This is a genomic window from Lentzea sp. NPDC005914, from assembly GCF_040629405.1.
Classification (GTDB): domain Bacteria; phylum Actinomycetota; class Actinomycetes; order Mycobacteriales; family Pseudonocardiaceae; genus Lentzea.
Map to the genome: position 1 here is coordinate 84,739 of NZ_JBEXVQ010000021.1, position 26,988 is coordinate 111,726.

General features: G+C 68.6%; 23 protein-coding genes and 1 pseudogene. 7 read left to right on the forward strand and 17 right to left on the reverse strand.

Annotated elements, in window-relative coordinates:
* Nucleotides 1-6: 6 nt before the first annotated feature.
* The 6 genes from ABZ345_RS27840 to ABZ345_RS27865 all read right to left on the reverse strand — a co-directional run bounded on the left by ABZ345_RS27840 (nucleotide 7) and on the right by ABZ345_RS27865 (nucleotide 7,404).
* Entirely contained in the window at nucleotides 7-750 is a 744-nt protein-coding gene (locus ABZ345_RS27840) for an OAM dimerization domain-containing protein (protein WP_359854730.1), read from the reverse strand.
* Nucleotides 747-2,315 (reverse strand): lysine 5,6-aminomutase subunit alpha, encoded by a 1,569-nt coding sequence (locus tag ABZ345_RS27845; RefSeq protein WP_359854733.1) that lies wholly within the window; start codon nucleotides 2,313-2,315, stop codon nucleotides 747-749. The genes ABZ345_RS27840 and ABZ345_RS27845 overlap by 4 nt, the downstream gene beginning before the upstream one ends.
* A gap of 3 nt (nucleotides 2,316-2,318) precedes the next feature.
* Nucleotides 2,319-3,866: an amidohydrolase gene (locus ABZ345_RS27850; RefSeq protein ID WP_359854904.1), complete on the reverse strand. Its 1,548-nt coding sequence runs from the start codon at nucleotides 3,864-3,866 to the stop codon at nucleotides 2,319-2,321.
* Nucleotides 3,859-4,869 (reverse strand): L-erythro-3,5-diaminohexanoate dehydrogenase, encoded by a 1,011-nt coding sequence (locus ABZ345_RS27855; protein ID WP_359854736.1) that lies wholly within the window; start codon nucleotides 4,867-4,869, stop codon nucleotides 3,859-3,861. Before ABZ345_RS27855 ends, ABZ345_RS27850 begins: the two co-directional genes overlap by 8 nt.
* Before the next feature lie 70 nt (nucleotides 4,870-4,939).
* A complete protein-coding gene (locus tag ABZ345_RS27860) occupies nucleotides 4,940-6,448 on the reverse strand; it encodes an alpha-amylase family protein (protein WP_359854738.1) in 1,509 nt (502 codons plus the stop codon).
* Entirely contained in the window at nucleotides 6,445-7,404 is a 960-nt protein-coding gene (locus ABZ345_RS27865) for a TIGR03885 family FMN-dependent LLM class oxidoreductase (RefSeq protein ID WP_359854741.1), read from the reverse strand. The genes ABZ345_RS27860 and ABZ345_RS27865 overlap by 4 nt, the downstream gene beginning before the upstream one ends.
* A gap of 152 nt (nucleotides 7,405-7,556) precedes the next feature.
* Between ABZ345_RS27865 and ABZ345_RS27870 the strand changes: the two genes are divergently transcribed.
* A complete protein-coding gene (locus ABZ345_RS27870; RefSeq protein WP_359854744.1) occupies nucleotides 7,557-7,952 on the forward strand; it encodes an SsgA family sporulation/cell division regulator in 396 nt (131 codons plus the stop codon).
* Between the two features lie 186 nt (nucleotides 7,953-8,138).
* Here the strand turns inward: ABZ345_RS27870 and ABZ345_RS27875 are convergent, their stop codons facing one another.
* Nucleotides 8,139-8,699, reverse strand: coding sequence for a GNAT family N-acetyltransferase (locus ABZ345_RS27875; RefSeq protein ID WP_359854747.1), 561 nt, complete (start codon nucleotides 8,697-8,699; stop codon nucleotides 8,139-8,141).
* The gene (locus tag ABZ345_RS27880) at nucleotides 8,696-9,154 is read right to left on the reverse strand and encodes an FxsA family protein (protein ID WP_359854750.1); all 459 of its coding nucleotides are present in this window, start codon (nucleotides 9,152-9,154) and stop codon (nucleotides 8,696-8,698) included. Before ABZ345_RS27880 ends, ABZ345_RS27875 begins: the two co-directional genes overlap by 4 nt.
* Before the next feature lie 130 nt (nucleotides 9,155-9,284).
* On the opposite strand from ABZ345_RS27880, the gene ABZ345_RS27885 reads away from it, so the two are divergent.
* A complete protein-coding gene (locus ABZ345_RS27885; protein ID WP_359854753.1) occupies nucleotides 9,285-10,667 on the forward strand; it encodes a lysine 2,3-aminomutase in 1,383 nt (460 codons plus the stop codon).
* On the opposite strand, the gene ABZ345_RS27890 is transcribed toward ABZ345_RS27885, so the two are convergent.
* Together ABZ345_RS27890 and ABZ345_RS27895 are read right to left on the reverse strand one after the other, a co-directional pair.
* Nucleotides 10,607-11,440: an NB-ARC domain-containing protein gene (locus tag ABZ345_RS27890; RefSeq protein WP_359854756.1), complete on the reverse strand. Its 834-nt coding sequence runs from the start codon at nucleotides 11,438-11,440 to the stop codon at nucleotides 10,607-10,609. The two genes, ABZ345_RS27885 and ABZ345_RS27890, sit on opposite strands and share 61 nt — an antisense overlap.
* Nucleotides 11,433-11,588, reverse strand: a complete 156-nt coding sequence (locus ABZ345_RS27895) for a hypothetical protein (RefSeq protein ID WP_359854758.1) — start codon at nucleotides 11,586-11,588, stop codon at nucleotides 11,433-11,435. Before ABZ345_RS27895 ends, ABZ345_RS27890 begins: the two co-directional genes overlap by 8 nt.
* A gap of 483 nt (nucleotides 11,589-12,071) precedes the next feature.
* Between ABZ345_RS27895 and ABZ345_RS27900 the strand changes: the two genes are divergently transcribed.
* The 3 genes from ABZ345_RS27900 (at nucleotide 12,072) to ABZ345_RS27910 (ending at nucleotide 15,093) form a co-directional block, all read left to right on the forward strand.
* Complete coding sequence (locus ABZ345_RS27900; protein WP_359854761.1) at nucleotides 12,072-13,007, forward strand: CPBP family intramembrane glutamic endopeptidase; 936 nt, start codon at nucleotides 12,072-12,074, stop codon at nucleotides 13,005-13,007.
* Between the two features lie 609 nt (nucleotides 13,008-13,616).
* The gene (locus ABZ345_RS27905; RefSeq protein WP_359854763.1) at nucleotides 13,617-14,429 is read left to right on the forward strand and encodes a hypothetical protein; all 813 of its coding nucleotides are present in this window, start codon (nucleotides 13,617-13,619) and stop codon (nucleotides 14,427-14,429) included.
* Nucleotides 14,430-14,553: 124 nt separating this feature from the next.
* Entirely contained in the window at nucleotides 14,554-15,093 is a 540-nt protein-coding gene (locus ABZ345_RS27910; RefSeq protein ID WP_359854766.1) for an FAD-dependent monooxygenase, read from the forward strand.
* 92 nt (nucleotides 15,094-15,185) lie between these two features.
* On the opposite strand, the gene ABZ345_RS27915 is transcribed toward ABZ345_RS27910, so the two are convergent.
* A complete protein-coding gene (locus ABZ345_RS27915; RefSeq protein ID WP_359854769.1) occupies nucleotides 15,186-17,138 on the reverse strand; it encodes a tetratricopeptide repeat protein in 1,953 nt (650 codons plus the stop codon).
* 77 nt (nucleotides 17,139-17,215) lie between these two features.
* Between ABZ345_RS27915 and ABZ345_RS27920 the strand changes: the two genes are divergently transcribed.
* Complete coding sequence (locus ABZ345_RS27920) at nucleotides 17,216-17,554, forward strand: hypothetical protein (RefSeq protein ID WP_359854772.1); 339 nt, start codon at nucleotides 17,216-17,218, stop codon at nucleotides 17,552-17,554.
* A gap of 8 nt (nucleotides 17,555-17,562) precedes the next feature.
* Here ABZ345_RS27920 and ABZ345_RS27925 read toward each other — a convergent pair.
* A pseudogene (locus ABZ345_RS27925) lies at nucleotides 17,563-17,760 on the reverse strand (IS982 family transposase); the annotation flags it as partial.
* Nucleotides 17,761-17,901: 141 nt separating this feature from the next.
* Between ABZ345_RS27925 and ABZ345_RS27930 the strand changes: the two are divergent.
* The gene (locus ABZ345_RS27930; RefSeq protein ID WP_359854775.1) at nucleotides 17,902-18,963 is read left to right on the forward strand and encodes an AraC family transcriptional regulator ligand-binding domain-containing protein; all 1,062 of its coding nucleotides are present in this window, start codon (nucleotides 17,902-17,904) and stop codon (nucleotides 18,961-18,963) included.
* Here ABZ345_RS27930 and ABZ345_RS27935 read toward each other — a convergent pair whose 3' ends face one another.
* From ABZ345_RS27935 to ABZ345_RS27955, 5 genes are read right to left on the reverse strand one after another with little or no spacing between them, the layout of a single operon-like run.
* Nucleotides 18,964-20,367, reverse strand: a complete 1,404-nt coding sequence (locus tag ABZ345_RS27935; RefSeq protein WP_359854778.1) for an aldehyde dehydrogenase family protein — start codon at nucleotides 20,365-20,367, stop codon at nucleotides 18,964-18,966.
* Nucleotides 20,364-21,686, reverse strand: coding sequence for an NAD(P)-binding domain-containing protein (locus ABZ345_RS27940; protein ID WP_359854780.1), 1,323 nt, complete (start codon nucleotides 21,684-21,686; stop codon nucleotides 20,364-20,366). Before ABZ345_RS27940 ends, ABZ345_RS27935 begins: the two co-directional genes overlap by 4 nt.
* Before the next feature lie 51 nt (nucleotides 21,687-21,737).
* The gene (locus ABZ345_RS27945; protein ID WP_359854783.1) at nucleotides 21,738-22,892 is read right to left on the reverse strand and encodes a hypothetical protein; all 1,155 of its coding nucleotides are present in this window, start codon (nucleotides 22,890-22,892) and stop codon (nucleotides 21,738-21,740) included.
* Between the two features lie 3 nt (nucleotides 22,893-22,895).
* Nucleotides 22,896-26,048 carry a cytochrome P450 gene (locus ABZ345_RS27950; RefSeq protein ID WP_359854785.1) on the reverse strand — a complete coding sequence of 1,051 codons (3,153 nt, stop codon included), beginning with the start codon at nucleotides 26,046-26,048 and terminating at the stop codon, nucleotides 22,896-22,898.
* A gap of 55 nt (nucleotides 26,049-26,103) precedes the next feature.
* Nucleotides 26,104-26,979 (reverse strand): SDR family oxidoreductase, encoded by an 876-nt coding sequence (locus tag ABZ345_RS27955; protein WP_359854788.1) that lies wholly within the window; start codon nucleotides 26,977-26,979, stop codon nucleotides 26,104-26,106.
* Nucleotides 26,980-26,988 lie beyond the last annotated feature (9 nt).

A 26,988-nucleotide genomic window follows, 5' to 3' on the forward strand; every position in this document is an offset into this window, starting at 1 on the left:
CCCCGCTCACGCGGCGACCCCCTTCTTCTCCTGCATCGCGTGCACCAAGTAGCTCGCGACCTCACCCGGAGTGGTCCCCCGGCTGAACACGCGGTCCACCCCTAGTTCCCCCGCCATGAGGGGATCGAACCGCGGACCGCCGGCCACGAGCAGCGGCCGCTTGTCCCCCATCGCCTCGCGGAACGCCGCGGACATCTCCTGCGTGTTCAGGATGTGCGCGTCCCGTTGCGTGACGACCTGGGAGATCAGCACCGCGTCGGCCTTCTCCGCACGAGCGCTGCGCACCAGTTCGGGGACCGAGACCTGCGCGCCGAGGTTCACGACCTTCAGCTCGCGGTAGTACTCGAGGCCCTTCTCGCCCGCGAAGCCCTTGATGTTGAGGATCGCGTCGATGCCGACGGTGTGCGCGTCGGTGCCGATGCAGCCGCCGACGACGACCAGCTTGCGCCGCAACACCTTCTTGAGCGTCGTGTTGACCTCGCTCGGCGACAGCAGCGGGTACTCGCGCTCGACGACCTTGACCTCGTCGAGGTCCACGAGGTGCTTGACCGAACCGTAGACGACGAAGAACGTGAAGTCGTCGCCGATCGGGTTCGAGTGGACCACCATCGCGGGGTCCATGCCCATCTTGTTCGCGAGCTGCTGCGCGGCGCCGTCCGCCTTGGGCCCGAAGGGAATCGGCAGCGTGAACGACGTCTGGATCATGCCGTCGCCGGTGGTGTCGCCGTACGGCCTCACATACCTGCTCATTCTGCGGCCTCCAGCATCTCGCTCGCCGGGTTGAAGTACTGCTCGGCCTTCACGATGACGCCGTCCGTGCCCTTGCCCTTGTCCGCAGGGCGTTTCATGAGGCCGAACGTGCCGTCCGCGATCGCATTCAGCAGACCGTCGTCGACGATGCGCTCGAGGAGGTCCACGGCCTCGCCGAGCACCTGGTGGGCACGCTTGACGATGAGCCCGTCCGGTGCCGGCCGGAAGTCCTCCGCGAGGCTGCCCGCAGCGTTGAGCACGTACCGGACGTTCTGGAGCGCGAGGTCGCGGTCCGACAGGAACGGCGTCACGACCGCCTCGGTCATCATCCCGACGAGCAGAATGGACTGTCCTGTCAGGACACCCGCGAGGTTGAAGAACCCGTCCAGCAGGTAGCCGTTGAAGACGTCGCCCGTCATGTGCTTGGTGGGCGGCATCCACTTCAGCGGCGCGTCCGGGAAGAGTTCCCGTGCCAGCAGGGCGTGCGCGAGTTCGAGGCGGAACGAGTCGGGCACCTTCGGGTTGATCTCGAAGGCGTGGCCGAGGCCCAGCAGGTGGTCGGGCAGTCCCGCCTCGTGGGCGAAGTGCTCGTTGAGGAGCTGGCTGACGGTGACCGTGTGGGCGGCGTCGACGGCGTCCGCGGTGGTGAGGTAGTTGTCCTCGCCGGTGTTGATGATGATGCCCGCGCGGGCGTGGACCTGGCGGGAGAAGCGCTGGTCGACGAACGTGCGGATCGGGTTGATGTCGCGGAACAGGATGCCGTACATCGAGTCGTTCAACATCATGTCGAGCCGCTGAAGCCCTGCCAGCACAGCGATCTCCGGCATGCACAGGCCGGACGCGTAGTTGGTCAGCCGGACGTACCGGCCGACCTCCTTCGACACGTCGTCGAGCGCGGCCCGCATGATGCGGAAGTTCTCCTGGGTGGCGTACGTGCCCGCGAACCCGTGGTGCGTGGCGCCTTCCGGCACGTAGTCCAGGAGGCTTTGGCCGGTCGACCGGATCACCGCGATGATGTCGGCGCCCGCGCGTGCCGCGTTCTGGGCCTGCACGACGTCTTCGTCGATGTCGCCGGTCGCGACGATCAGGTAGATCCACGGACGCTGCGCCGGGTCGCCCCACTTGCTGATCAGCTTGTCGCGCTGGGCCCGGTTGCGGTCGACCGTCTTGAGCCCCTTGGCGACGGCGGACGTGGCTGCCTTCTTGGCTGCCGTCAGCTCTTTGCCGGTGGGGATCCTGAACTGGATCTGGCCCGCCGCGGTGGCTTCCGCCAGCTCGGTGAGGCTGCCCAGGTTGTGCTCTTTCAGCGCCTGGAACGCCGGGAGCACCACGCCGTGCTCCAGCCCGCACTGCTCGCGGACCGTGTCGATCACGCGGTTGACCCACGGCACGTCACCGGCGCGGTGGGTGGAGTCCGCGCCGGTGATGCCGGCCAGGCGAAGCGTGGCGCGCTCGACGGCGACGGTGGTGTGCGCCTTCGCGAGGGACACCACCGGTTCCGCCGCCCGCGCCGCGAGTTTGCGCGCGGTGGCGACGACCTTGGGGTCGAGGTCGAGCAACGCCATGAGTCACTTCCTCTCGTAAATTGTCCGGCCGTTCAGGACGGTTCGCACGCAGACGGGAGCCGGACCGGTCAGGTCGGGCAGCCCGGGAACACCAGAGCGGGGGTCGGTCGACCAGCGCTGCACGCGCGAGTCGGACGCGGCCACGACCAGATCGCCGGTCTCCCACACCGCGTAGGTCGCGGGAGCGCCGGGCTGCAGCGTGCCGGTCACGCCGTCGTCGACGCCCGCCGCACGCCAGCCGCCGCGCGTGTGGGCGGTGAAGGCCGCACGGGGTGAGATGCCGTGCCCGTCAGTCTTGTGGTGGACCGCGGCGCGCACGGCGGCCCACGGGTCGATAGCGGTCACCGGGGTGTCCGAGCCGAACGCGAGAACCACGCCCACGGCCGCAAGACGTGAAAAGGGATTCAGCCCCACTCCGCGCTCGGCCCCGAGGCGCTGAACGTACATTCCAGTCTCGCCGCCCCACTCGGCGTCGAAAAGGGGCTGAACCGAGGCGATGACGCCCCACCCGGCCAGTTTCTGGGCCTGCTCGGCGTCGACCATCTCGACGTGCTCGAGGCGGTGCCGCGCGGAAGCCAGCTCTGGCGTGCCGAGTGCCTTCTCGGCGAGCTCGAAGCCCTCGATCACGGCGGCCATGGCGGCGTCACCGATGACGTGGAAGCCCGCCTGGAGGCCTTTCTCCGTGCACTTGATCAGGTGGTCCGCGATCTGCCGACCGGTCAGGTAGAGCGCGCCGGACGTGTCCGCGTCGGCGTAGGGCTCGGTGAGAGCAGCGGTGCGGGAGCCGAGCGCGCCGTCGACGAAGTGGTCACCGGCGAGGCCGCGGACCTCGACGCCGGGTTTGTCGTGCGCGCCCCAGTAGGCGACGACCTCGGGGCCTTCGGTGTGCTGGAGCAGTTCGCGCAGGTCGTCCTCGCCCGAGATGTCCGGGCCCGCGCACTCGTGCACCGACGCGATGCCCATCGACGCCGCGTGACGCAGGAACGCTCGTTGCGCGGCCTGACGCTGTTCAGGCGTGATCTTGGCCTTGGCGACGCCACGCGCGACATGGTGGGCGGCGCGCGAGAGAGGGCCGTCTGACGAGAAGCCGTCCAACGCGCGCGCTTCGTCAGTGATCAGGTCCGACGAGACGAGCGCCGAGTGCACGTCGATGCGCGACAGGTAGACCGTCTTGCCCGCCGCGGCCTCGTCGATCTCCGCCCGCGTCGGCGGCCGATTCTCGGTCCAGCGGGTCTCGTCCCACCCGTGCCCCCACACCAGCGGTCCCTCGGCCTCACGAACCAGCTCGAGGAGTTCCTCGACGGACGACGTGCGGGTCAGGTCGAGGCCGGTCAGCAGCATGCCGGCGCTGGTGGCGTGGACGTGGGCGTCGACGAACGCGGGCGCGACGAAGGCACCGTGCAGGTCGGTCACATCGGCGTCGGGGTGCAGCGCGCGGCCCACCGAGTCCTGGCCGATCCACACGATGATGCCGTCCGTGACGGCCATGGCCGTCGCATCCGGTGCGTAGATGCGGCCGCCGACCAAAAGTTGCGTACTCACGTCACGCAGTCTGCCGTTGCTCGAACAGCGCCCGCACACCCGGCTGGGTCCGGACCAGGTCCAGCGCGAACGCCGCGTGACCAGGCACATACCCGTTGCCGACCAGCATCTCGACGTCCGCGGCCAGCCCCTCGGCGCCGAGTGCCGCGGCGCTGAACGACGTCGCCATGGAGAAGAAGATCACGGTGCCGCCGTCCCCGGTCGCGAGGATGGCGCCGTGCTCGCACCCCGGCACGTCCACACACACGACTGTGACATCGACCTGCTTGCCGACCGCCTCGGCCACGGCGACGGGGTTGCGCGCGTCCGCGATAACAACCTCGTCCGCGAGGCCAGCTTCACGTACGGACGCTGCTTCACGCTCGGTCGGCACCAACGCGACGAGGCGCGTCGCACCGGCCTGACGTGCAGCCGCGAGAGAGAGCGATCCAGACTTGCCGCCCCCACCGAGCACCAGCACTGACCCACCGGGGTGCTTGCGAACCACCCGATCGGTCAGCGCCGGCGCCCCGCACACGTCCAGCACCGACAGCGCCAGCTCGTTCGGCATGTCAGCGGGCAGAACAGCCGCGATGGACCGTCCGAACAGCACGGCGGTCCCCCGGCACGGCACCTGCTCGTCCTCGCCGTCCCAGTCCTGCAGGCCGTCGTTGATCTTCAGCGGCGTCAGGGTGAGGCTGACCAGCGTGGCGATCCGGTCGCCCGCCTTCAGCCCGAGCGGCGACTCCGGCCCGACCTCGAGGACCGTGCCGAGCAGCATGCCGCCCGAGCCGGTGACCGGGTTCTGCATCTTGCCGCGCTCGGAAACGATGTCCAGCACGGCCTGCCGGACGGCCGCACCGCTGCCGTGCTGCTCCCTGAGCTGCCGGAACGACGCTGCGTCCAGGTTGAGCCGCTCGACCGCGACGATCACCTCGTCGGCGGCGGGAACCGGTTCCGCGTCGAGCCGCCACGCCTGCTGGGGCAGCACACCCGCGGGCTCGAGGACGCGGTGCAGTCCGTACGCGCTCACCTGAAAATCCTTCGGTCGACGACGCTGTCTCGAAGATATCTTCACGTGAAGCGTAAAGATCCCGCAAGTATCACTCAGCGACGAGGCGGAACCAGCGGCAGTCGTAGGACGCGAGGTCGATCTTGGCACCGCTCTTCGCGGGCCTCACCTTCTTGCCGGTCGGCAGGTCGACGAGCACACCTTCCGCCGGAATCCGCACGGTGATCTCCCTGTTGGCGAAGTTGTGCACAGCGATCACCGTGCCACCGTCGCAGTCGGCGCGGTGGGCGAACACGGTCGGGTCGCCGGCGTCGAGCACCTGGAATTCGCCCCACGCCAACTCCGGGCACTCGCGGTAGAGCTGGATCAACTGCCGCATCCAGATCAGCAGCGAGTCGGGGTCGTGGCGCTGCTCCTTCTCGGCCTCCCAGTCCATCGGCACCCGTACCGCGAGCCTGCCCTCCAGCGACAGGTCCTCGACCAGGCCGAGCTCCTCGCCGTAGAACAGCACCGGCGTGCCCGGCAGCGTGAACAGCAGGCTGTAGACCATGCGGATGCGGCGCTGGTCGCCCTTGAGCATCGACGGCAGCCGCCGGCGCAGGCCGCGGCCGTAGAGCTGCATCGACGGGTCGGGCCCGAACGCGTCGAAGACCTCCTGGCGTTCGTCCTCGGGCAGCTTGTCCAGCGTCAGCTCGTCGTGGTTGCGCACGAACGTCGCCCAGTGGCCGTCACGCGGCGGCTGCGGGCGTTCCTGCAACGCCTTGACCAGCGGGCCGCTCGACTGCCGCGCCAGCGCCAGGTACATCGCCTGCATGCCCACGAAGTCGAAGCACATCGTCAGCTCGTCGCCGACACCCTGGCCGTAGTAGGCCATCGTGTCCTTGTAGGGCAGGTTCACCTCGCCCAGCAGCACGCCCTCGCCGTTGCGCCGGTTGAGGAACGCGCGCAGGTCGGTCAGGTAGTCGTGCGGGTCGGGCAACGACAGGGCGTCGGCGGGGTCGTTGTGCTCCAGCAGGAACGGGACGGCGTCGACGCGGAAGCCGCTCAGCCCCAGTTCCATCCAGAAGCCCATGATCCGGGCGATCTCGTCGCGGACCTCGGGGTTGGACACGTTCAGGTCGGGCTGGTGCTTGTAGAAGCGGTGCAGGTAGTACTTGCCGACCTCCTCGTCGTACTGCCAGAGGCTGTTCTCCTTGTCCGGGAACGTGATTCCCTGCGGGCCGTCGGTCTGGGGCTCGTCGGCCCAGACGTACCAGTCGCGCTTCTCGGGGTCGTGGAACCACGGGTGCTGGTCGGACGTGTGGTTCACGACGAGGTCCGCGATCACCCTCATGCCGCGGTCGCGGGCCGCGCGCACGAACTCGACGAAATCGCCGTGCGTGCCCAGACGCGGGTCAACGCCGTAGAAGTCCGTGATGTCGTAGCCGTCGTCGCGTTCGGGCGTCGGGTAGAACGGCATCAACCACACACACGTGACGCCCAGGGCGTGGAGGTGGTCGATGCGTTCGGTGGCGCCGCGGAAACCGTTGTCGGAGAAGGTCTCCACGTCGAGGCAGTAAAGGACGGCGTTCTTCCACCAGACGTCTGACGTGCGGATCATCGCGACACCTCCGGGAGCACGTGCTCGCCGAACGCGTCGACGAACGGGATCAGGTCCTGGCCTACGTGGTGCAGGTAGATCTCCTCGAAGCCGAGCGAGGCGTAGGTGTGCAACTGCTCGATGTGCCACTTCAGGTCAGACGACACGTCCACGACCTTGGCGACTTCCTGCGGCGTGACGTGCTCGGCGGCCACGTCGAAGTGCTCGGCGAGCTCCAGGTCCCAGCAGACGGGCGGGCGGAACACGTTGGTGCGCCACTGCTCGTGCGCGATCTTCAGGGCGGTGTCGTCGTCCTGCGCCCAGCTCAGGTGCACCTGTAGGTGGAGCTTGCCGCGCCCGCCCGCGTCCCGGTAGGCGTCGGCCAGTTCCTTCAGCCGCTCAGGTGGGGCGTTGACGGTGATGAGTCCGTCGGCCCACTCAGCGCACCAACGGGCGGTCTGCGGGCTCACAGCAGCACCGATCAGCAACGGCACCTCGTCGGGCAAGGTCCAGAGCCGAGCGCGGTCGACTCGGACCAAGCCGTCGTAACTGACCTCCTCGCCCTTGAGGAGCGCGCGGATGACGTCCACGCACTCGCGGAGGCGCTGAGTGCGGACGTCCTTGCGCGGCCAGCCGTCGCCGGTGATGTGCTCGTTGCTGGCCTCGCCGGTGCCGAGCGCGGCCCAGAACCGGCCGGGGTACATCGCGGCCAGCGTGCCGATGGCCTGGGCGGTGATCGCCGGGTGGTAGCGCTGGCCGGGCGCCGTGACCACGCCGAACGGCAGGGCCGTGGCCTGCAGCGCGGCGCCGAGCCAGGACCAGGCGTACCCGGAGTGGCCCTGTCTGCCGCTCCACGGGGAGAAGTGGTCGGAGCTCATCGCGGCGCCGAACCCGGCCTCCTCGGCCCTGCGCACGGCGGTGAGCAGGGCGGCGGGGTGGATCTGCTCGTGTGAAGCGTGGATGCCGTAAACGGTCATGCGAGTTCAGGTACCCCGCACGAAGATCAAGGCAACCTCGGTGGCGGTCCGAGCGTGGTCGCGTCGTGCCAGAAATTCTTTTTCCGATCCGTTGAACCGATCCCGAACAGCGTCCGTGTGGACTGCAGCACCCTCGCGGAGGAGGAACGGCGATGTTCAACGAGACCCGGATCGGCACCGCCACCGTCGTCCAGTTCATCAGGCCGGACGGCACGGTCGAGCCGATGAACGTCGACCTCCAATACCGCTCGGACGATCCGCACGCGGTGACGATGCGGTTCCACGCTCGCGACCAGGAGTCGACCTGGCTGTGCGGGCGCGAGCTGCTGTCGGACGGGATCCTGTCGCCGGCGGGCGTCGGGGACGTGCGGCTGCGGCCGGACCACGGCGACGTGCTCGTGCTGGAGCTCTTCACCGAGGACTCGCACGCCGTGTTCCACCTGTCGGCCGACGAGCTGCACCGGTTCCTGGAGTCGACCTACGCCGTGGTTCCGGCCGGGCGTGAGGTCCTCGACTTCGAACTGCTGCTGAAAGATCTCCTCGCCTGACGTTCCGGAACAGCAGTCCCTCCCCCTGCCGCTCGGGCAGGGTTCCGCCCGCGCTGGTTCTCGGCCTGTCCGGCACGGGGACGGCTGCCGCGTACATCAGCTTCTCGGTCGGCGGCAGCGTCACGCCGTTGAGGTACTCGGACATCCGGCCGACGCCTTGGCGTCCAACCGCTCCCCCGGCCGGGGTCAGAGACGCAACCCCAGGACGAGCTTGTCGGCCGAGTCGATCACGCGGAACCCGAGGTGTTCCCAGAATCCGATGCCGTGCGTGTTGTGGTGCCGCACGTGCACATGAACGCCCTTCTCCAGACGTTCGAGCACGGTGCGTACGAGCGCGCCACCGAAGCCCTTGCCCTTCGCGCGCGGCAGGAGGTTCGCGTGCATGTGCGCCGGATAGTCCTTCACCAGCAACGGGTCGACCTTCACCGGGTGGTGGATGTGCTGCACGACGCGGTTCGGGTTGGGCCTGAGCGGATAACGAACGCGCAGGTCCGGCCACCAGTCGCGGTCGCAGCGATCTTCGAACGCCTCGCTGTCGGCCGCCGCGATCGCGTAGCCGCACACGCCTTCGTCGTCCTCGACGACAAACGCGAGGTCAGGCTCGAACGCCACATACGGCCCGACGTAGGCGTGACCGAGCAGACGCGGGTCATCGAACAGATGGCGCGCGCCCTTGCCACCGTTGCCGGTGTCGAGGCAGATGTCGTAGAGCGCGTCCAGGTCAGCGGGCCGGTACGCGCGGATCACGTCAGCTCGCGCCGATCCGTGATGATCACCGGCTCGACGTCGACTACTTCGCCCTCGACGACCTGACCGGGCCCGAACCGCCGGTCGTGCTCGAACTTGAGCGCCGCCGCCTCGGCCTTGCGCGCGATCCGGCGGCTGACGATCTTGCGCGTGGGCGGGAACAGCAGGAACAACGCCGCCACGTCGCTGATGAACCCCGGCACCATGATCAACGCCCCGGCCGCCGCGATGAGCACGCCATCGGCCATCTCCTGGTGCGGCTGCTGACGCTTCCACACCGCCTCGGAGAACGCGGCCATCGTCTGCGCACCCTGCCTGCGCACGAGCTGCAGGCCGATCAGCGTGCCGACCAGGAGGAGCGCGATCATCCACAGCCCGCCGATGGCGTTGCCGACGGCGATCATGACCGCGATCTCGGCGAACATCCCGACGAGCACCAGCGCGAAGACAGGCATGCCTGTTGAACGCACGGGCCCGTGACTTTGCTCCCGCACCACCCTCCACCAGGGCTCAAGCTGAAATATTTACGGCACGCTAGCGATATGACAGGATATCTTTACGCGACCTCGACGCTGAGGAGTACGGATGACTGCGCTTCACGACGCCCCCACGGCGTTGGAACGGCTGGACCGCCAGCCGTACACGTACGTGCGCCGTGAGCTGGTCGAACCCGACTGGCGGCGCTTCCCCGGCTGGTCCCACGTGACCGATGCCCAGTGGCGCGACGCCCAGTGGCAGCGCGTGAACTGCGTGAAGAACGTCAAGCAGCTCCGCAAGGTCACCGGCGACCTGCTGAGCGAGAAGTTCTACGACGACCTGGCCGCGGACCAGGAGAACTTCGCGACCATGTCGATGCTGATCCCGCCGCAAATGCTCAACACCATGGCAGTGGACGCGGCACCAGCGGACTTCACCGACGCCTTCCTGGCCGACCCGGTCCGCCGCTACATGCTCCCGGTGAAGTCCGACCGGGACCCGCGCTGGCCGTCGCACCCGCACTCCCAGCGCGACTCGCTGCACGAGGCGGAGATGTGGGTCGTCGAGGGGTTGACCCACCGCTACCCGACCAAGGTCCTGGCCGAGATGGTCTCGACCTGCCCGCAGTACTGCGGCCACTGCACCCGCATGGACCTGGTCGGCAACTCGACCCCGCTGATCGACAAGCACAAGCTGTCGCTGAAGCCGGTCGACCGCCAGGACCAGATGATCGACTACCTGAAGAAGACCCCGGGCGTCCGCGACGTGGTCGTCTCCGGCGGCGACGTGGCCAACGTCCCCTGGCCGCAACTCGAGTCGTTCCTCATGCGCCTGCTGGACATCGAGACCGTCCGCGACATCCGCCTGGCCACCAAGGCACTAGCCGGCCTCCCCCAGCACTGGCTCCAGCCGCGCGTAGTCGAAGGCCTGGAGCGCGTGGCCCGCACCGCCTCGCGCCGCGGCGTGAACCTCGCCATCCACACACACGTGAACCACGCCCAGTCCGTCACGCCCCTCGTCGCCGAGGCCGCGCGCACGGCTCTCGAGGTCGGCGTACGGGACGTGCGCAACCAGGGCGTACTGATGAAGGGCGTCAACGCGACGCCCGACGATCTGCTCGACCTTTGCTTTGCGCTGCAAGGGGAAGCGAACATCCTGCCGTACTACTTCTACATGTGCGACATGATCCCCAACGCCGAGCACTGGAGGGTGTCGGTGTGGGAGGCGCAGGAGCTGCAGCACGCGATCATGGGCTATCTGCCCGGCTACGCGACGCCGCGGATCGTGTGCGACGTGCCGTACGTGGGCAAGCGGTGGGTCCACCAGCTCACTGAATATGACCGTGAGCTGGGCATTTCTTACTGGACGAAGAACTACCGGACCGGGATCGAGCTCGAGGACCCGGAAGCGTTGGACCGTCGCTACCCCTACTACGACCCGATCTCCACGCTCGGCGAGGCCGGCCAGAAGTGGTGGGCCGACCAGACCTGACAGGCCGCGATGGGGCCGTCTTCGGGACATCTTCCGAAGGCGGCCCCATCGGCATGTTTTGCCTGTTCAGACCCGGACCGCAAGTACGCCTCGGCTTCTTGCGGTGTGAATACGTCGACCTCTATCAGGCAGCGGCCATGCCCGCGCAGCGCGGCATCGCGGCGCCGGGTGGTCACCACCACACGCCCGCCCGCAGCGACTGGTGGCCACAGCCCGCGCAGGTCTGCGGGGTTCTGCACGTCGTCGAGCACGATCAGCCACCGTGCCGACGGTGTGTACAGCCATTCCAGCAGACGCAGCGCACCATGCTCGGGATCGGGGTCGTCGACGCCGGTGAGGTCGGTGGCCAGGCGCGCATAGCTGGACACGATCGCCTCACGCGAGGTCGCAGTCACCCACACCCACAACTCCACCTCACCCGCGGCCCATAGCCGTTGGGCGTAGTCCAACGCGACCTGTGTCTTCCCGACCCCGCCCAACCCCGATACCACGCCGGTGTGTATACGTGCCTGACCAGTGAGTACCGCCGCGTCCCCGCGTTCCAGCGCCTGCTCCAGCAGAAGTGCCGTCTCCTCGCGGGCCTGAAAGGCCGCCGCCTGCAGCGGCGCGACACCAGCCCGATGAGGCAACGTCACGACCGGCCGCTGGGCCTGCTGGTGGACATGCACATCGCCGTGGATCGCGGCAGTTTGGAACACAGTTCCGGACACATTCCCGTCCACGCTGTTGGTGGCGGCGACTCCGTCCGCTGGCGTGGCCGGGCCGTCACTCATCGATCCAGTATCCCGACACAGCCGCCCACAGGTAGCAGGAAACCGACACGCTGCCCGAACGGAGGAGCACCACCAGCGCGACCGGGCAAAGCGCTGAGGGGCGTCCGTCCTTCGTGGTCGACTGCAGTGCCCAGAAACGTCCGCTCATCGACATGAGCGTGCGTTCGGAGCTACGAGTTCCGGTCGTGTCGCCTGCTCCCGGAAGTACTAAGTGCTCACCTGTGCCGTGATCGCCGTGCGCGTCCGTTCAGGACTGTTGACCAGCGGTTTGGTGCCTTCAGTGCAGTTGAGGTCGTTTCGAGGACTCCTTCTGCGTGAACTATGGCACCGATACCGCGCCGAACTGCGGAAACGTGACTCTTGCAGGTCGGTGCTGGTCCGTTCAGGTCCATTGAGGACCGTTCAGGCATGTTCAACGCGCGACGTTGCTCCCAATCTGCTCCCACTGCTTGCTCCCAAGGCCCATCGGCTCTGTCTCCTCTGAGGCCCGGCGTGCACCCTCGGCGGCTATGAGATTGCATTGGACGGCCAGCCGTGCGCAGCGACGTCCATGGCGGTAGAGCAGACTCCACCACGAGAACGGCCCTTGACTGCACTGACTCGCGCAAGATCGATTCCTAGTGTTCCGACCATGACTTCGATCCCTGTTGCGGACTCCGGCCGCCCCGCTTCCCACGGCTGGCAGGCACTGGTCCAGCGCTTCCCGCTGATCACGTTCTTCACCCTGGCCAACGGCATCAGCTGGCTGGCCTGGGTGCCCTACATCCTGTCGCTGGACGGCTTCGGCGTCCTGCACTTCCGGTACCCGGACCTGGTGATGGGCAACCAGCTCACCGCGATCCTGCCCGGCGCTTACCTCGGCCCGCTGACCGCCGCGTTCACCGTCACCGCCGTCACCGAGGGCCGCGAAGGTCTACGGCGGTGGCGCAAGCGGCTCTTCCAGTTCCGCGCCGGCGTCCTCTGGTACGCGTTCGCTCTGTTCGCCGTCCCCGTGGCGGTCCTGCTCGGCACGCTGGCGGTGACGGACGCCCAAGCCTTCCAGGTGCCCTCGCTGATGGTGCTGGCCATCTACGTGCCGATGCTGGTGCTCCAGTTCTTCACCACCGGCCTCGCCGAGGAACCGGGCTGGCGCGACTTCGCCCTCAGCCGCCTCCAGCAGCGCCATCAGCCGATGATCGCCACGTTCGTCCTCGGCATCCTGTGGATCATCTGGCACCTGCCGCTGTTCCTCACGCCCTGGGCAGGCCCCGACGTCACCCCCGAAACGATCGTCCGCTTCGCCGTCATGGCCATGGAGATGAGCTTCCTGATCACCCTGGTCTACAACAAGGGACGCCAGAGCCTGCCCCTGGTCATGCTGCTGCACTGCTCGATCAACAACTTCCAGTCCGTCGCCTTCTCCGAGTTCTTCCCCGACGCCAGCGACGAACTGCTCTGGGGGCCCGCGCTCGGTCTCGGCGTGCTGAGCATCGTCGTCATCGTCGTCACCAAGGGACGGCTCGGCTACACCGGTCGTGTCGACACGAAAATCCAGCCAGCCGCGTCGATTCGCGGTTCAGCAGCCTGAGCGCTGCGCCGCTTGAAGGGCTCACCAAGATCTTCGAGATGCGATACGGCTCAGTGGCAACAAGTTCATCGTTCTGCACTCGACCAGGCGGTCAGTTCAGCAGCGCGGACGAGGCAGCTCTGATCCGCTCGTCCTCGGTGAAGGAGCGCCATCCTCCGGAGTAGGCGATCCGCTGCGGGTTCACGATGGGCGTCGCGGCGGAATGCTTGGGCTATGCGGCGGGCGGTGTGTCGGTGGAGTTGGCGGCTGTTGCCGGTCCAGCGATTCGGCTGTTGAAACTTCTGGCTGCGACTGAGATTCCTGCGGCACGTGTACGACAAGGGCGGCGCGAAGGATCTCCGTGTTGCAGCGAACGCCTTGCGGGGCGCAGTCCACGCCCTGGGTTCGGCCGTCGGTAGCCGTGTTCGACGGCGGAAGGGCATCGGCGGTCGGATGACCACGCTTCGCCGTGAGCCCGCGGACCGGTGTCAGGTGCGAGGAATCGCACCGCAGGTGGAGACAACGCCGGCAATCCGCGGTATCCGATAGCGTTCACCTGGCTCGAGTCTGGAGTCCTGTCTCGTGTGTGGGGGTGACTTGTACAGGTTCTGTCGATATGCAGCCGCGCTCGTGCTCACCTTCTACGGCTTCGCGAAGCTCAACGGGTCGCAGTTCACGGTGTTGTCGTCCGAGCTGGACAAGCCGCTGGGTGACGTGTCCGGCTTCTGGCTGACTTGGCGATACTTCGGTTATTCACCGGTCTTCGGCACGTTGATCGCACTGGCCCAGATCGGCCTCGCCGTGTTGTTGTGCTGGCGCAAGTCGGCGTTGCCGGCGGCCTGCGCCGGCCTGGGTATCATGCTCACGATCACGCTGATCGACCTGACCTACGCGATCGACCTGGGCGGCTCGGTCATGGCGCTGTTCACTGCGGCCTGCCTTGGGTTCATCGTGTTCACTCACCGTGCCGAACTGGTGCGGGTGCTCTGGACCGAGCGGCCCGCCGGCGACACGACAAGCCGGCGGCGGATCGCGGTGAAGGTGGCCGCCCAGGCAGCCGTACTCGCAGTGGCGTTCGCGGGCACCTACTGGCTCGCCAACGACAACAACCGCGCACCGACCCCGCTCGACGGCGCCTGGCAGGTCGAGGCCGGAACGTATCAGCCCACCGGCACTGCCGATCCGCTTGACCGCCTGTATTTCGAGTACAACCGCGCCAGGCTGGTCGTCTTCCGCTGCAGAGAGCAGTGGATCTGGCACGACTTCGAGGTCGACTCCGACCGGAAAGAGTTGCGCATACGCCAAGTCTGGCTGCGCAAGGACACACCACTGCTGTTCCGCGGCACCTACACACTCACTGGCGACCGGCTCACAATCCAGGGAACCACCGACAGCAGCCCCGCGCCGGTGCAACTGTCTCTGACCCGCATCCCCAACCGCTGACCAGACGAAGCGCACCTTCCGGCGATACCAGTAACGAATCTCCCTACGTGTCAAGGAAAGACCCAAGACGAGGTCGTAACTCTCCGAACCGCCGGAGGCGAAGCGGACGTCCACCCGGCCGTCGTTGTCGGCGATCGTGGTCACCGACTCGCTCAGCCGCACCCGGTTCAAGGACAGGGCGATCGGTCTGCTGATGTTCGCGTCCGATCCCCTCGACTACGACTACCGCGACGTCGAAGCACAGAAGCGGATCCTGCTCGACCAGTTCGCCGACTGTCGCTCGTGGAGGGTCCCGGCGATCCTCGACGCGGTGGGCGTCGATCCCGACCTCTACTTCGACTCGGTCAGCCAGATCCACCTGCCGACTTGGCACCGGGGCCGGGTCGCGCTCGTGGGCGACGCCGCCCACTGCGCGTCCCCTCTCGCGGGCCGGGGCACGTCCCTGGCGCTGGCGCTGACGGGAGCCCAGTTCCTCGCCGAGGAACTCGAGCGATCGGATGGCGACCACGTCACGGCGTTCCCGCGGTACGAGGCCCGCCAACGGCCCTATGTCGATGTCGCCCAGGGCACGGTCGAAGGTGGTGGTGCGCTTCTCGTGCCACCCGCTCAGGAAGCGATCCTCGCGCGCAACCAGCTGCTCCAGCCGGTCGCGGTCGGCCGGTAGGAACCGAATTGCGCGGACATCGGCATGAGCGCGCGATTGAGTGCTTGACTTGCGAAACTCAGAACGTCCGGCCTCTTCGTCGATGGCGGATGTCAGGGTGTTGGCCGGATAGCAGTCAATTGTTCGCGTATGAAGTCGGCCTCGGTGATGCGGTGTTGGGTCTGATATAGCGCCAGGCACTGTCGCCATGTCCTCTCCGCCTCGGCACGTTGTCCGGCCGCCAGCATCACTTGGCCGAGGTGTGAGAGAGCGTCGGCCTCGAAGTAGATGTGGCCGATGTCGCGATACATCGTGAGAGCCCGCTGGTAGAAGCCCTGCGCCTCGGTGTATCGACCGGCTCGGTAGGCGATGTAGCCCAGGGTGTCCGAGGAGTTGGCGGTGCCTTCCACGTAGTGGTGTTCGTCGAACACCAGCATCGCCTGGCGGCAGTGTGTACCGGCCTCCGAGTGGTGCCCCAGCCGGGCCTCGAACCAGGCAACCGCGTTGAGGGCTTCGGCCTCCCAGACGGGTGTTCCCTCCCGCTGGTACAACCGCAGGGCGCGGGAGGCGTGCGCCAGCGCCTGATAGTCGTCTTGCCGCTGCTCCCAGGCGCGCATGAGCGCGAGGTGGGTGTGCGCTTGGCCGGGAACGTCTCCAGCTTTCTCCGCAAGGCGCAGCGCGTCCTGAAGGTGACGCATCGCCTCGTCGTGTTCTCCCACCCTCGCCCTGGCCTGGCCGAGCCGTCTGTGCGCCAACGCGAGGACGGCCGAGTCGTTGATCTGCGCGGCGGCGCGCAACCCGAGCTTCCAGGCGTCGACCTGCTCATGCAGGTGTCCGCGACGCAGGTAGTAGGTGTGCAACGCCCACGCGAGCTGCCACACGACTTCGTGCCAGCCGTGCGCGGAGGCGAGACGGTGGATCGCGGGGAGGCAGGGACGCTCCGCGTCGAACCAGCGCAGTGCCGCGGCCTCGTCTCGCAACAGAGGTGGACAGACGCCCACTCGGGGCCGGGGCAGTTCAATCGGCTGACGGTGGGGATAGATCAACCTGTCGGCTGCGTACGCACCACGCAGGTAGTAGTCGACCAGCCGCCGCAGTGCCGGCGCGCGGACCTCCGGCGCGCAAACCTCGGCAGCGTAGAGGCGGACGAGGTCGTGCATCTCGTAGCGGTTCGGCACCCGTTGCGTCACTAGATATCCGCTTTCCAGCTCTCGCAACAACCCTGTGACTTCGGTAGCTGGGGATTGCGCGAGGCTGGCGACGGCAGGCAAGCTGATGTCAGGCCCCGGAGCGAGGCCGAGCAGTCCGTACAGCGACGCGGCCGCAGCGGGCAGCGCGTCGTAGGACCAGGAGAACACCGCCCTGATGCTCGAGTTCGTGTCTCCGGTGTCCAGCCCGTCCAGACGTGCGGCGTGATCGCGCAACTCGTCGGCGAACACGCCGAGTGGGAAGTTGCGATGGCCTGCGGCCCGGACCGTCACGAGCTTCAACGCCAGCGGCAACCCCGCACAGAAGTTCACCAGACCTGTCACCGCCGCAGGCTCCGCGGCCAATCGGGCTTCCCCGAGGTGGCGTGCCAGCAACTCCCGCGCTTCGGTGTCAGTCAACACGTCCAGGTTCAGCGACCGCGCACCGTGCATGGCGGTCAACCCGGCTAGCGAGCGTCGGCTGGTGACCAGAACCGTGCACGTGGGGCTGCCGGGCAACAAGGGCACGAGGTGTTCGGTGTCGGGTGCGTTGTCGATCAGAATCAGCATGCGCTTGCCTGCGACCAAACTCCGGTACAGGCCTATCTGGGCGTCCAGTTGGACCGGGATGGCCGCCGAGCCGACCCCCAGCCCGTCCAGGAAGCAGCGCAACGCCGCAGCAGAGGAGATCGGAACGCCACCCGGAGCGAACCCACGCAGGTCGATGTACAGCTGGCCGTCCGGAAAACGGTCGAGGTTGTGGTGCGCCCAGTGGAGAGCGAGCGAAGTTTTCCCGATTCCACCTGTCCCACCGATCGCCGAGATCACCACCATCGCACCGGGCTCGTCCTCGGCGTCGAGCTCGGCGGTAAGCGTCATCAGTTCAACGGTACGGCCGGTGAACAAGCGCGGTGGCGCAGGCAACTGCCTCGGCACGACAGGATGCCAGCCGCAGGATGCAGGTGCAGCCCACCCGTGAAGGTGTCGGTCTGGATCAGCGCGCCCGTGATGGTGCCCGCCACGTCGTTGTGGATCTGCCTGCCGCCACTCACATTGCCAGTGTGTCGAGCGGAACGCTCTATCTGGCGGCCCGGCACGAGACATCACCCAACCAGCGGCATGACACGACGTTGCTCGGCCGGCCTCGTATGGCCGCGGCCGGTTCAACTCAGATGACCGTTGGACGCGAAGCCGCCAGAATCGGCTGCATGCTGAATCCGCCGCAGATCCGTAGCCGACTGGGTGAGGATGCCGCAGCTGCCTTGCAGGGCGACCGGTTCGTTCTAGATGGTTGATTCCAAGGTCAGTGGTCGTAGGCGATCAGTGAGCGTTTGATTGGCTGGTTGGTCTTGTCGTTGTGCCAGATCGCGGCGGTCAGGGCGAGGATGCGTTGCAGGACGCGGACGATGACGCCGGCCGGGGTGCGTCCGCCGTGGCGTTCGAGGTCGAGTTGCGCCTTGAAGGTCTGGTTGATCGACTCGATGGTCTGGCGCAACGGCTTGAACGCCCTCGGCCGCGCCCGGTCGGCCGCCAGCGGAAGCGACGGGTACGCCTGCGAAAATGAGCTCACGACTTGGCGCCGCTGGTACGGCGAACGGGTGATGGGGCATCATCGGCGTCCTGCCCAGAAAGGACCTGTGCGATGTCCGCCGACCCGCCGCAAATCACTGCCGGCGCGACCAGCCGCAGCACGTCCGCGACGATCCCGCCCACCATCCTGCGGTACCTCACCGCGGTGACCGACGAGCTCGGTGCCGATCTGCGGCCGGCGCTGGCTCGGGTCGGACTCGACGAGCAGATGTTGCAGTCGACCGACCTGCGGGTGTCCTACCGTCAGGGCAGCGAGGTCATCCGCTGTGCCCTGCAGCTCACCGGAAGTGACCACTTGGGGCTGCGGGTGGGCGCGCGGCAGCACCCGACAGCGTGGGGCCTGATGGGGTTCGCCCTCATGGCGGCCGGCACCCTGCGTGACGCCGTCGAGACCGGTGTGCGGTTCCAGAACCTGTCCGGCGCGATGGTGGTGTGGTCCGCTGGACAGGCGGACGCGGGCTTCACGCTGTGGGCCGACCAGCCCGATCCGGCGGTGGACGCGGGCGTCGGCACGTTCCTGGTCCAGGAGGCGTTCGCGAGCGTCGTCACGGTCACCAGGCTCGCGCTCGGCGCCGAGTTCCGCCCGCGCCACGTGGACTTCCTCTTCCCCGCCCCGCCCGACCCCGTGCCGTACACCGAGCTGTTCGGCTGCCCGGTCCGCTTCTCCGCTGCGCGCAACGGTCTGGTGTTCCCCGCCACGTGGGTGCGCACCGAGATGCCCGGCCGCGACCCCGTCACGTTCGCGTCGCTCACGACGTTGCTGGACGAACAGCTGGCGTCCCGGCGCACTCGGCAGGACCTGTTGGAGGTGCTGGAGATCTCGATCGCGCAGAGCCTTCCGGACGTGCCCACCTTCGCCGAGCAGGCCCGCAAGCACGCGACGGGCGAACGCACGCTGCGCCGCCGCCTCGCCGAGTGCGGAACGACCTATGAGGCACTCGTCGACGGCGTGCGGCGGGAGCGGGTCGAACTGCTGCTGCGCCGCCCGGACGTGACGCTGACCGACATCGCCCGCCAGGCCGGGTTCTCCGACGTCCGCGCACTGCGGCGGGCGATCCGCCGCTGGCACGACATGACCGCGGTGGAACTGCGCGACACGGTGCACCACTCCTGATCACCTGGTGCGGATCCAGACGGTCTTCTCCCTGCTCCACTGGTCGAACGCGGTGGTGGACTTCTCCGCGCCGCCGAACCCCGACTGCTTCCAGCCGCCGAACGGCGTGCTGATATCGCCTTCGCTGTAGGAGTTGACGGACACGACGCCCGCGTGGATCCCCCGAGCCAGCCGCCACGCAACGTCGATGTCCCGCGTCCACACGGAGGCGGCGAGGCCGTAGTCGGTGGCGTTGGCGAGGCTGACCGCTTCCTGCTCGGTGGCGAAGGTCTGCACGCTGACCACCGGCCCGAACAGCTCGGTGGTGAGCAGCTCCGTCCCGGCTGGAACGTCGATCAGCACCGTCGGCGGGTAGTAGGAGCCGTTGGGGTGCAGACCTTCCGGTAGCTCGACGGCGTGCACGCGCGCGCCCGCCTTCTGTGCGTCCTCGACCGCTCGCGTGACACGGGCAACCGCGGCGCGGTTGATCAGCGGTCCGATCCTGGTGTCCGGATTGGACGGATCACCGATCACTAGTTCGCATGCCGCGGCGGTGAACCGTTTCACCACCTCGTCCGCGATGTCCTGGTGCACCAGGACGCGGGAGCCCGCCGTGCAGTTCTGGCCTGAGGTGAGGAAGGCGGCCTCGATCATGTTGTCGACGAGGTCGTCGAACTCGAGCGCGTCGGGCATCAGCACCTGCGGGCTCTTGCCGCCCATCTCCAGCGACACGCGCTTGAAGTTGGTGAGCGCCGCCATCGCGAGGACGTGCCGCCCGGTGGCAGTGGAACCCGTGAACGACAACGCGCCGACCACCGGATCCCGTGCGAGCGCGGCGCCGGCGACGTCACCGAGCCCAGGCAGCACCGTCAGCACACCTTGCGGCAACCCCGCTTCTGCGGCCAGCCGCGCCACGTGCAGCACCGAGCGCGGCGTCGGCTCCGCGGGTTTGAGCAGCAGGCAGTTGCCGGCGGCGAGCGCGGGACCGATCTTCCACGCGGCCATGGCGAGCGGGTAGTTCCACGGCAGGATCGCGGCTGCCACGCCAACTGGTTCGCGGGTGATCACGCCGAGGTGGCCGGGTCCGGTAGGTGCGACGCGGCCGAACATCTTGTCCGCCGCCTCGGCGAACCAGCGCACCGACTCGATCGCTCCGGGCACGTCGCCGGTGCGGCACTCGGTGATCGGTTTGCCCGCGTCCTCGCTGTCCAGGCGGGCCAGGAGCTCGGCGTCGCGGTGCATCAGGTCGGCCAGCCGCAAGAGGGTCGCCGCACGTTCTCTTGGCGGCAGCTGCGACCAGACGCCGCTCTCGTGCACCTTCGCGGCTTGTCTGGCGGCCTCCGCGACTTCGGCTTCGCCGGCGGCGGGCACGGTGGTGATCAGTTCGCCGGTGGCGGGGTTGCGGACCTCCAGGGTCGTGCTCACACCGCCTCCTCGTACCGGAAGACCGCAGGCACCGGAGCCCTGCCCTCGGTGGGCCACCCCATCTCCTTGGCGAGCTTCGTGACGTATTTCAGGTACGCGCCACTGTCGACGTACCCGGTGTGCCGGGGCGAAGCGACGAACTTCAGCCCCGCGGTGAGGTCGGGCCGATCCTCACGGATCATGCGCGCAAACCGTTCCGGTCCATCTTGGACGTACGCGGCGATCAACTGCGCCTGCAGGTCGAAGAGCCGGTAGGCGCCCGAATTCGTCTCGATGAACCCGACTCCGCACAGCCCGTGGTGCTCGCGGGAGAACACAGACAGGTACAGGTCCGGGTGCTGCTCGTCGCCGAAGTACCGTTGGGCCACCGGAACCGCGTGCCGGTAGCCGGTCGCGAAGAGGATCAGGTCGAAGTCGTCCGAGGTGCCGTCGGTGAAGTGCACGGTCGTGCCGTCGGTGTCCGCGATGCCGGGCCTGGCGGTGATGTCGCCGTGCCGCAGGTGGTGGATCAGCATCGAGTTGATGACCGGGTGCGTCTCGAACAGGCGGTGGTCCGGCGCGGGCAGGCCGAGCCGGGCCGGGTCGCCGTCGAACATCTTCAGCAGCGCGCCGAAGACCTTCTGCTCCAGCCACTTCGGCAGGTGTGGCCCGCTGTCGGACAACGTGTCGACCGGGCGGCCGAACAGGTGCTTCGGGATGAACCAGTAGCCGCGGCGCATGCTGATCACGGCGTGGTCGGCGGTGCGGGCCGCGTCGCAGGCGATGTCGCAGCCCGAGTTGCCCGCGCCCACGACGAGCACGCGCTTGCCGCGCAGTTCGGCGGCGTCGCGGTAACCCGCCGTGTGGCGGACCTCGCCGGTGAAGTTGCCCGGCAGCTCCGGGATGTTGGGGTGCCACTGGGAACCGGTGCACACCACCACCTTCCCGTGCACGGTGCTGCGGCCGTCTGCCCGCGTGACAGTCCAGGTGCCGTCGGCGTTCTTGACGACATCACGCACCTCCACCCCGAACTCGATGCGCTCGGTCAGCCCGTACGCGTCGGCGAACGACCGCAGGTAGCTCAGCACCTGCCGGTGTGACGGGTAGTCGGGGAAGTGGTCCGGCATCGGCCAGCCGCCGAAGCCCGACCGGGTCTTGCTGGAGATGAAGTGCGCGGAGGAGTACATCGGGCTGCCGGGGTTGTCGATGTCCCAGATGCCGCCGGCCGCGGTGTGCCGTTCGACGTGGGTGTACGGGAGGCCCCGATCGGCCAGTGCGCGGGCCACCGCGAGTCCGGCGGGGCCGGCTCCGATGACGCACGTGTCGGGTTGGATGTCCACGGACCCCGCCTTTCTGCTTCGACTCTGCGACTCAACGTAGGAACTCGGCGCTCAGCGGGAACTGGCGTCACCGGCCGGGATGGGGACTTCAGCGGCCAACCGGTTGTCCGCCGCCGTCGTCATCCGCAGCAACGGCAGCGAGGCGGCGACCACGCCGAGCACGAACACCACGCCCAGCACCTCCGGCCCCGCGTGGTGCAGCAGCAGGCCGACGGCCAACGGGCCCGCGCCGGTGCCCAGCGCCGAGGCGCCGCTGAGCGAGGCCACCCACCGCCCGGACGGGTCGAGCACCGCCGCAGCGGCGACCATCTGCACCAGCACGGCCAGCTGGCAGGCCTGCCACACCACCGCCGCCGCGGTGAAGAGCACCGGCTCGTCGCTGATCACGACGACCGCGATCGCGACGGCCTCCACGACGACGAAGACGACCATCGACCGGAGCCGGCCGAACCTGCGGGCCGCCGGTGCGCCCGCGATCGCTCCGCCCAGCGCCACGACGCTGGACACCGCGAGGATCAGCGACACCGCGGTGGCGTCCAGGCCGGTGTGCTCGCGGCCGAGGACGGAGGCGTAGGCCCACGTGCCCTGGGTGATCGTCCAGAGCACCGCGGTCCCGATCAGCAGCACGGCAGACGGCCGCCCTGTCGCCGCTTTCGTTGTGGCGGCAGGACCCTCCGGCAGCGTCCCCACCAGGAAGCAGGCAGGCACACAGCACGCCGCGAGCAGCAAGAACCCGGCCCCTGCCCACTGCTCGTTCACCAGCGGCACCGCCACGATCATCAGCGCGGCGACCACCACCGTGCCCGCCACCGCGACCGCCGCCGCCCGGTCGGAGTCCTCCGTCGCCGCCAGCGCCGCCGTGGCCGCCGCGTAGACGATCCCGAGTGCGGCGCCCAGCAGCAGGTTGGTCAGCAGCAGCGTGACCGGGTCGTCGGCCAGGGCCACCCACAGCGCTCCGAACGCCGTCAGCACGAGGCCGAGGCGCGCCATCGCGACCCGGCCCGTCCTGGCCGCGCGGGCCGCCAGCAGGAGGGTCACGACGGCGGTCGCCGTCAGCTGGGCCGCACCGACCAGTCCCGCTCCCGCGCCGGACAACCCGGCGCGGGACGCGAAGTCGTCGATGAACACCGGCATCACGTTCGTGCCCGCGCTGCCCATCGCGACGCCGGCGATCAACGCGGCCGCGACACCGAGGAACTTCGTCACCGGTCAGCCCGCCCAGACGTCTTCGACGTAGCGGTCGGACTCCTGCAACCCGGCGAGCCACAAAGCGGCCTGACGCTCGTCGCCGCCGGTGTGCTTGCGGTAGAGCTCCATGAACGCCTCGCGCACCGCCGGGGCCATCCGCCGGCCGTCACCGCAGACGTACACCCGGCCACCGCGCGACAGCAGCTCCCAGGCCTCTTCGCCCTCGGCGGCGATGCGGTCCTGCACGAACGTGATCCCGTCGGCAGGTGCCTGTGAGAACGCGGGGCGCATGCTCACCGCACCGGCTTCCTGCGCCGCCTCCATCTCCGCGCGGTGCAGGTAGTCGACGTCCGGGTGGTCGCAGCCGAAGTAGGACAGCAGCGGGCCGCGCTCGCCGGTGTGCATCCGGTCGAGCACCACGCCGCGGAACGGCGCGACACCCGTGCCGGCACTGACCAGGATGACCGGGACATCGGGGTCGAGCGGTAGGCGGAACGAGTCGCCGGCGGTCAGCACCCTGGCCTGGATCACGTCGCCGGCGTGCACCGTCTGCAGGTAGCGCGAGGCGATGCCCTGGAACGTGCCCTCACCACCGCGGTGCGGTGCGGACAGCAGCGACACCATCAGGTCCACCTCCCCCGGTGACGCGTGCGCGGAAGACGAGATCGAGTAATGCCGGGCCCGCATCACCGGCAGCAGTTCCAGGTAGCGCTCGAAGGGCAGCTCGCAGGCGCGGTACCGCTCCAGCAGGTCGAGCACGCTGTGAGCGCCGGCCTCGGTCGCGGCGAGCGGCGCGCGCTCCGGCGGGCACGTGGTGTGCTCGGCCAGCACGGCGATCTGCTCGGCCGTGGCGGGATCCTGCAGCTCGACGAGGTCGGTCAGCAGGCGGCGCAGCGTCAACGGGCGGTCGACCGGCAGGCTGTTGCGGCCGCGGCGGCGGGACTTGACCCGCACCGTGCGGTCGAGGTCGAGCCCGAAGCGGGCGGCGACGCGCTGCACCAGATCGTCCGGGTTGTGCGGGAGGACCGCGAAGTGGTCGCCGGTGAGGTAGGTGACGTCTTCCGGCAGCCGCACGCGCAGGAACCGCTTGGACCGGCCGAGCGGGTGGTCCACGTCCACCAGCTCGTAGGCCTCCAGCACCTCCATGGGCTGGACTCCGTGCCGCGCGGCGAGCTCACCGGTGACGGACTCGGAGGCGTCCTCCAGCTCGTAGACCCCGGTGCTGGGCTCGTCTGCGACCGCGGCGGCTCGAGCGGTGCCGTACCGCTCCAGCAGCGCGGTCCACAGGTCCGAGGTCCAGCGGTCGACGGTGCCGGCGAAGTCACCGGCGGCGTCCGCAGCACCGCGTTCCAGCAGTCGGACCGCGCCCGCCGCCGCGAGCCGTTCGTCGATCAACGCGGGCACGCGCTGGTAGGTGGCGGCCCAGTTGCGGTCGCCGACGCCGAGCACGGCGTACGGAAGTCCTTGCAGCGAACCGGGTTCCAGCTCTTCGGTCCACGCGAGGAACCGCGCCGCGTCGTCGGTGGGACGGCCGTTGTACGAGGCAGCCACGATCACCACCGGACCGCTGTCCGCGGTGAGCTTGCCCGCCAGGTCGTTCAGCGGCGCGACCGTCGTGGCGAAACCGCGCTCTTCGCCGTCGACGGCGAGGTCCCCGGCGATGCCCGTGCAGGTGCCGAGGTTGGAGCCGTGCAGCAGGGCCAGCGCGGTACCTGCTGCACGACTGACTGTGGTGGCCCCGGCCGTCGTGTGGCCGGTGCTCACGATGGCGGCCGGACGGCGTCGCTCACCGCTGGAGCGCCGCGCCAGCTGCAAGGTGAAGGCATCCGGCTTGAGGGTCAGCGACTGCTTGATCTTGAGCTGGTAGTTGGTGTGGTCGATGAACCGGTAGCGGTGCACCAGCAACGCGAGCACCAGCGTCGCCTCGTGCAGCGCGAACTGGCGGCCGATGCAGGCGCGTTCACCACTGCCGAACGGCTTGAACAGGTGCACCGGCCGGGTCTCCTCGCGTTCCGGTGCGAACCGCTCCGGGTCGAACAGCTCGACGTTGTCGCCCCAAGCCGGGTCACGGTGCAGCTGCGGGATCAGCACGAGCAGGCCCTCGCCCTTGCGCACCGCGTACTTGCCGCCGATGACGGTGTCCTCCACCGGTTCGACGCCGTACACCGGCGCGGTCGGCCACAGCCGCAGGCTCTCGCCCAGCACCTGCCGGAGGTAGGTCAGCTTGCCGATGTCGCCGTACTCCGGCTCGGGTTCGGTGTCGCCCCACAGCGCGTCCACTTCGGCCTGTGCCCGTGCCAGTGCCTCCGGGTGCTTGGTCAGGTAGTGCAGCGCGAACGACAGCGCACCACTGGTCGTCTCGTGACCGGCGATGATGAACGTGATCGCCTGGTGGCGGATGTTCACGTCGTCCAGCGGCTCACCGGTCCGCTCGTCGCGCGTGTGCAGCATCCGGCCGAGCAGGTCGTCGGTGCCGGTGTCACCGGAGGCGCGGCGGCGGCGGATGACGTCGTCCACGAGGTTCTGCATGCAGGCCAGATCCTCGCGGAACTGTTCGGCCTTGCCCCACTGGAACAGCCCGCTCCACGGCAACGCCTCGCCCTTCGCCTGGGCGAAGTCGAGCGCCCGCGTCAGCGCCGTGACGAACGGGTGGGGCTCGGTGCGGGCGAACGACTCGAAGTCGTAGCCGAACCCGCACAGGCCGATCGTGTCGAACGTCAGCCGGGTCATGTCCTCGGCGACGTCGACGGCGTCCTCGGCGTTGTCCCACTTCTCGATCAACGTCTTGGCCACGTCGAGCATCGTCGAGTGGTAGCCGCGCATGGCGCCGAGCGAGAAGGCGGGCATCAGGACGTCGTGGGCCTTCTGCCAGTTCGGTTCGTCGTTGTAGGCGGTGAAGAGCCCGTCGCCGCCGATGTCGCGCAGCAGCACCAGATCGGGGTGCAGGTTCTTGCGGAACCGGGTCTCGTCCGACAGTTCGGTGACGAGGTCGAGCCCGGAGACGAAGTTGATCTCCCGGGCGAACACGCGCAGCTTGAACAGCGGTCCGAGCTCCTTGGCCTCTGCCATGACGTGCAGCAGACCGTCGACGCCACTGGGGATGTCGAGGGCGTGGCCGACCAGTGGCCAGGACCGGCGCTCGGGAATCGGCTCGGTGGCGGAGACGTGCGTCATCGCAGGTTGTGCCTTTCGCGCTGTGGTGGTTCAGGTTCGTGAGGGCGTGCGAGCGTCAGCGCTCGTGCACGAGCTCCCAGCGGCCGCCGGTGCGGCGGGCGAGCCCGCGGCGCTCCAGGTCCTCGAGGTAGCGGACCAGCCCGGCGTCACCGCGCTTGCGGAAGAACGGAAGGATCTTCGGCAGCAGGTTGGGCACGAGCATCGCCAGTCGTGCGCTGAACGACTCACGCGGCCGGGCGTAGGCCTCCAGCCGCGGCTTGTCGAGCATGCTGACCACGGCGGCCACGACGTCGGACGGCTGCTGCGGCGGCTCCTGGAACTGCATGGAGTTGCCGCCCTCGACGGCCTCGCCGCGCAGCATCGGCGTGTCGGTCGCGGACGGCAGCACCGATCCGGCCAGGATGCCCTTCTCACGCAGGTCGAGCCCGATCGACAGCATCGCGCCGCGCAACCCGAACTTGGACGCGCAGTACACCGGCGTCTCGCCCTGCGGGAAGAGGCCGGCGAGCGACACGGTGCTGATCACCCGCGGGTCGCGCGACTTCCACAGCAGCCCGATCCCGAGCCGCGTGGTGACCAGCGGCGAGGTCATGTTGAGCGCGATCTCGCGCTCGATGCTGGGGATGTCCCGCTCGTCGAACCGTTCGGTGCTGGTCATGCCGACGTTGTTGACCAGCACGTCGAGCCGGCCGTACTCCTCGCCGATCCGCTCGAACAGCTGCTTGATCTGCGTCCAGTTCAGGAGATCGCAGCCCACGCCGAGGTGGCCAGCGCCGGGCAGCTCACCCGCGACCTTCTGCGCGCGGGCCTCATCGATGTCGACCACGACGCACTGGGCGCCACCGGAGGCGAACCGGTGGCACATGGCGCTGCCGATGCCGCCCGCGCCTCCCGTGACGGCGATGACCTTGTCCCGGAAGTCGTAGCTCATGGCGGGTGC

Bases quoted from the DNA above. Each gene is read 5' to 3' on its own strand.
- ABZ345_RS27890 (WP_359854756.1), bottom strand. From the start codon at position 11,440: ATGAGTGACGGCCCGGCCACGCCAGCGGACGGAGTCGCCGCCACCAAC.
- ABZ345_RS27930 (WP_359854775.1), top strand. From the start codon at position 17,902: ATGTCCGCCGACCCGCCGCAAATCACTGCCGGCGCGACCAGCCGCAGC.
- ABZ345_RS27900 (WP_359854761.1), top strand. From the start codon at position 12,072: ATGACTTCGATCCCTGTTGCGGACTCCGGCCGCCCCGCTTCCCACGGC.
- ABZ345_RS27865 (WP_359854741.1), bottom strand. From the start codon at position 7,404: ATGACCGTTTACGGCATCCACGCTTCACACGAGCAGATCCACCCCGCC.
- ABZ345_RS27840 (WP_359854730.1), bottom strand. From the start codon at position 750: ATGAGCAGGTATGTGAGGCCGTACGGCGACACCACCGGCGACGGCATG.
- ABZ345_RS27895 (WP_359854758.1), bottom strand. From the start codon at position 11,588: ATGAGCGGACGTTTCTGGGCACTGCAGTCGACCACGAAGGACGGACGC.
- ABZ345_RS27885 (WP_359854753.1), top strand. From the start codon at position 9,285: ATGACTGCGCTTCACGACGCCCCCACGGCGTTGGAACGGCTGGACCGC.
- ABZ345_RS27860 (WP_359854738.1), bottom strand. From the start codon at position 6,448: ATGATCCGCACGTCAGACGTCTGGTGGAAGAACGCCGTCCTTTACTGC.
- ABZ345_RS27845 (WP_359854733.1), bottom strand. From the start codon at position 2,315: ATGGCGTTGCTCGACCTCGACCCCAAGGTCGTCGCCACCGCGCGCAAA.
- ABZ345_RS27915 (WP_359854769.1), bottom strand. From the start codon at position 17,138: ATGACGCTTACCGCCGAGCTCGACGCCGAGGACGAGCCCGGTGCGATG.
- ABZ345_RS27950 (WP_359854785.1), bottom strand. From the start codon at position 26,048: ATGACGCACGTCTCCGCCACCGAGCCGATTCCCGAGCGCCGGTCCTGG.
- ABZ345_RS27880 (WP_359854750.1), bottom strand. From the start codon at position 9,154: ATGCCTGTCTTCGCGCTGGTGCTCGTCGGGATGTTCGCCGAGATCGCG.
- ABZ345_RS27955 (WP_359854788.1), bottom strand. From the start codon at position 26,979: ATGAGCTACGACTTCCGGGACAAGGTCATCGCCGTCACGGGAGGCGCG.
- ABZ345_RS27920 (WP_359854772.1), top strand. From the start codon at position 17,216: ATGCAGGTGCAGCCCACCCGTGAAGGTGTCGGTCTGGATCAGCGCGCC.
- ABZ345_RS27870 (WP_359854744.1), top strand. From the start codon at position 7,557: ATGTTCAACGAGACCCGGATCGGCACCGCCACCGTCGTCCAGTTCATC.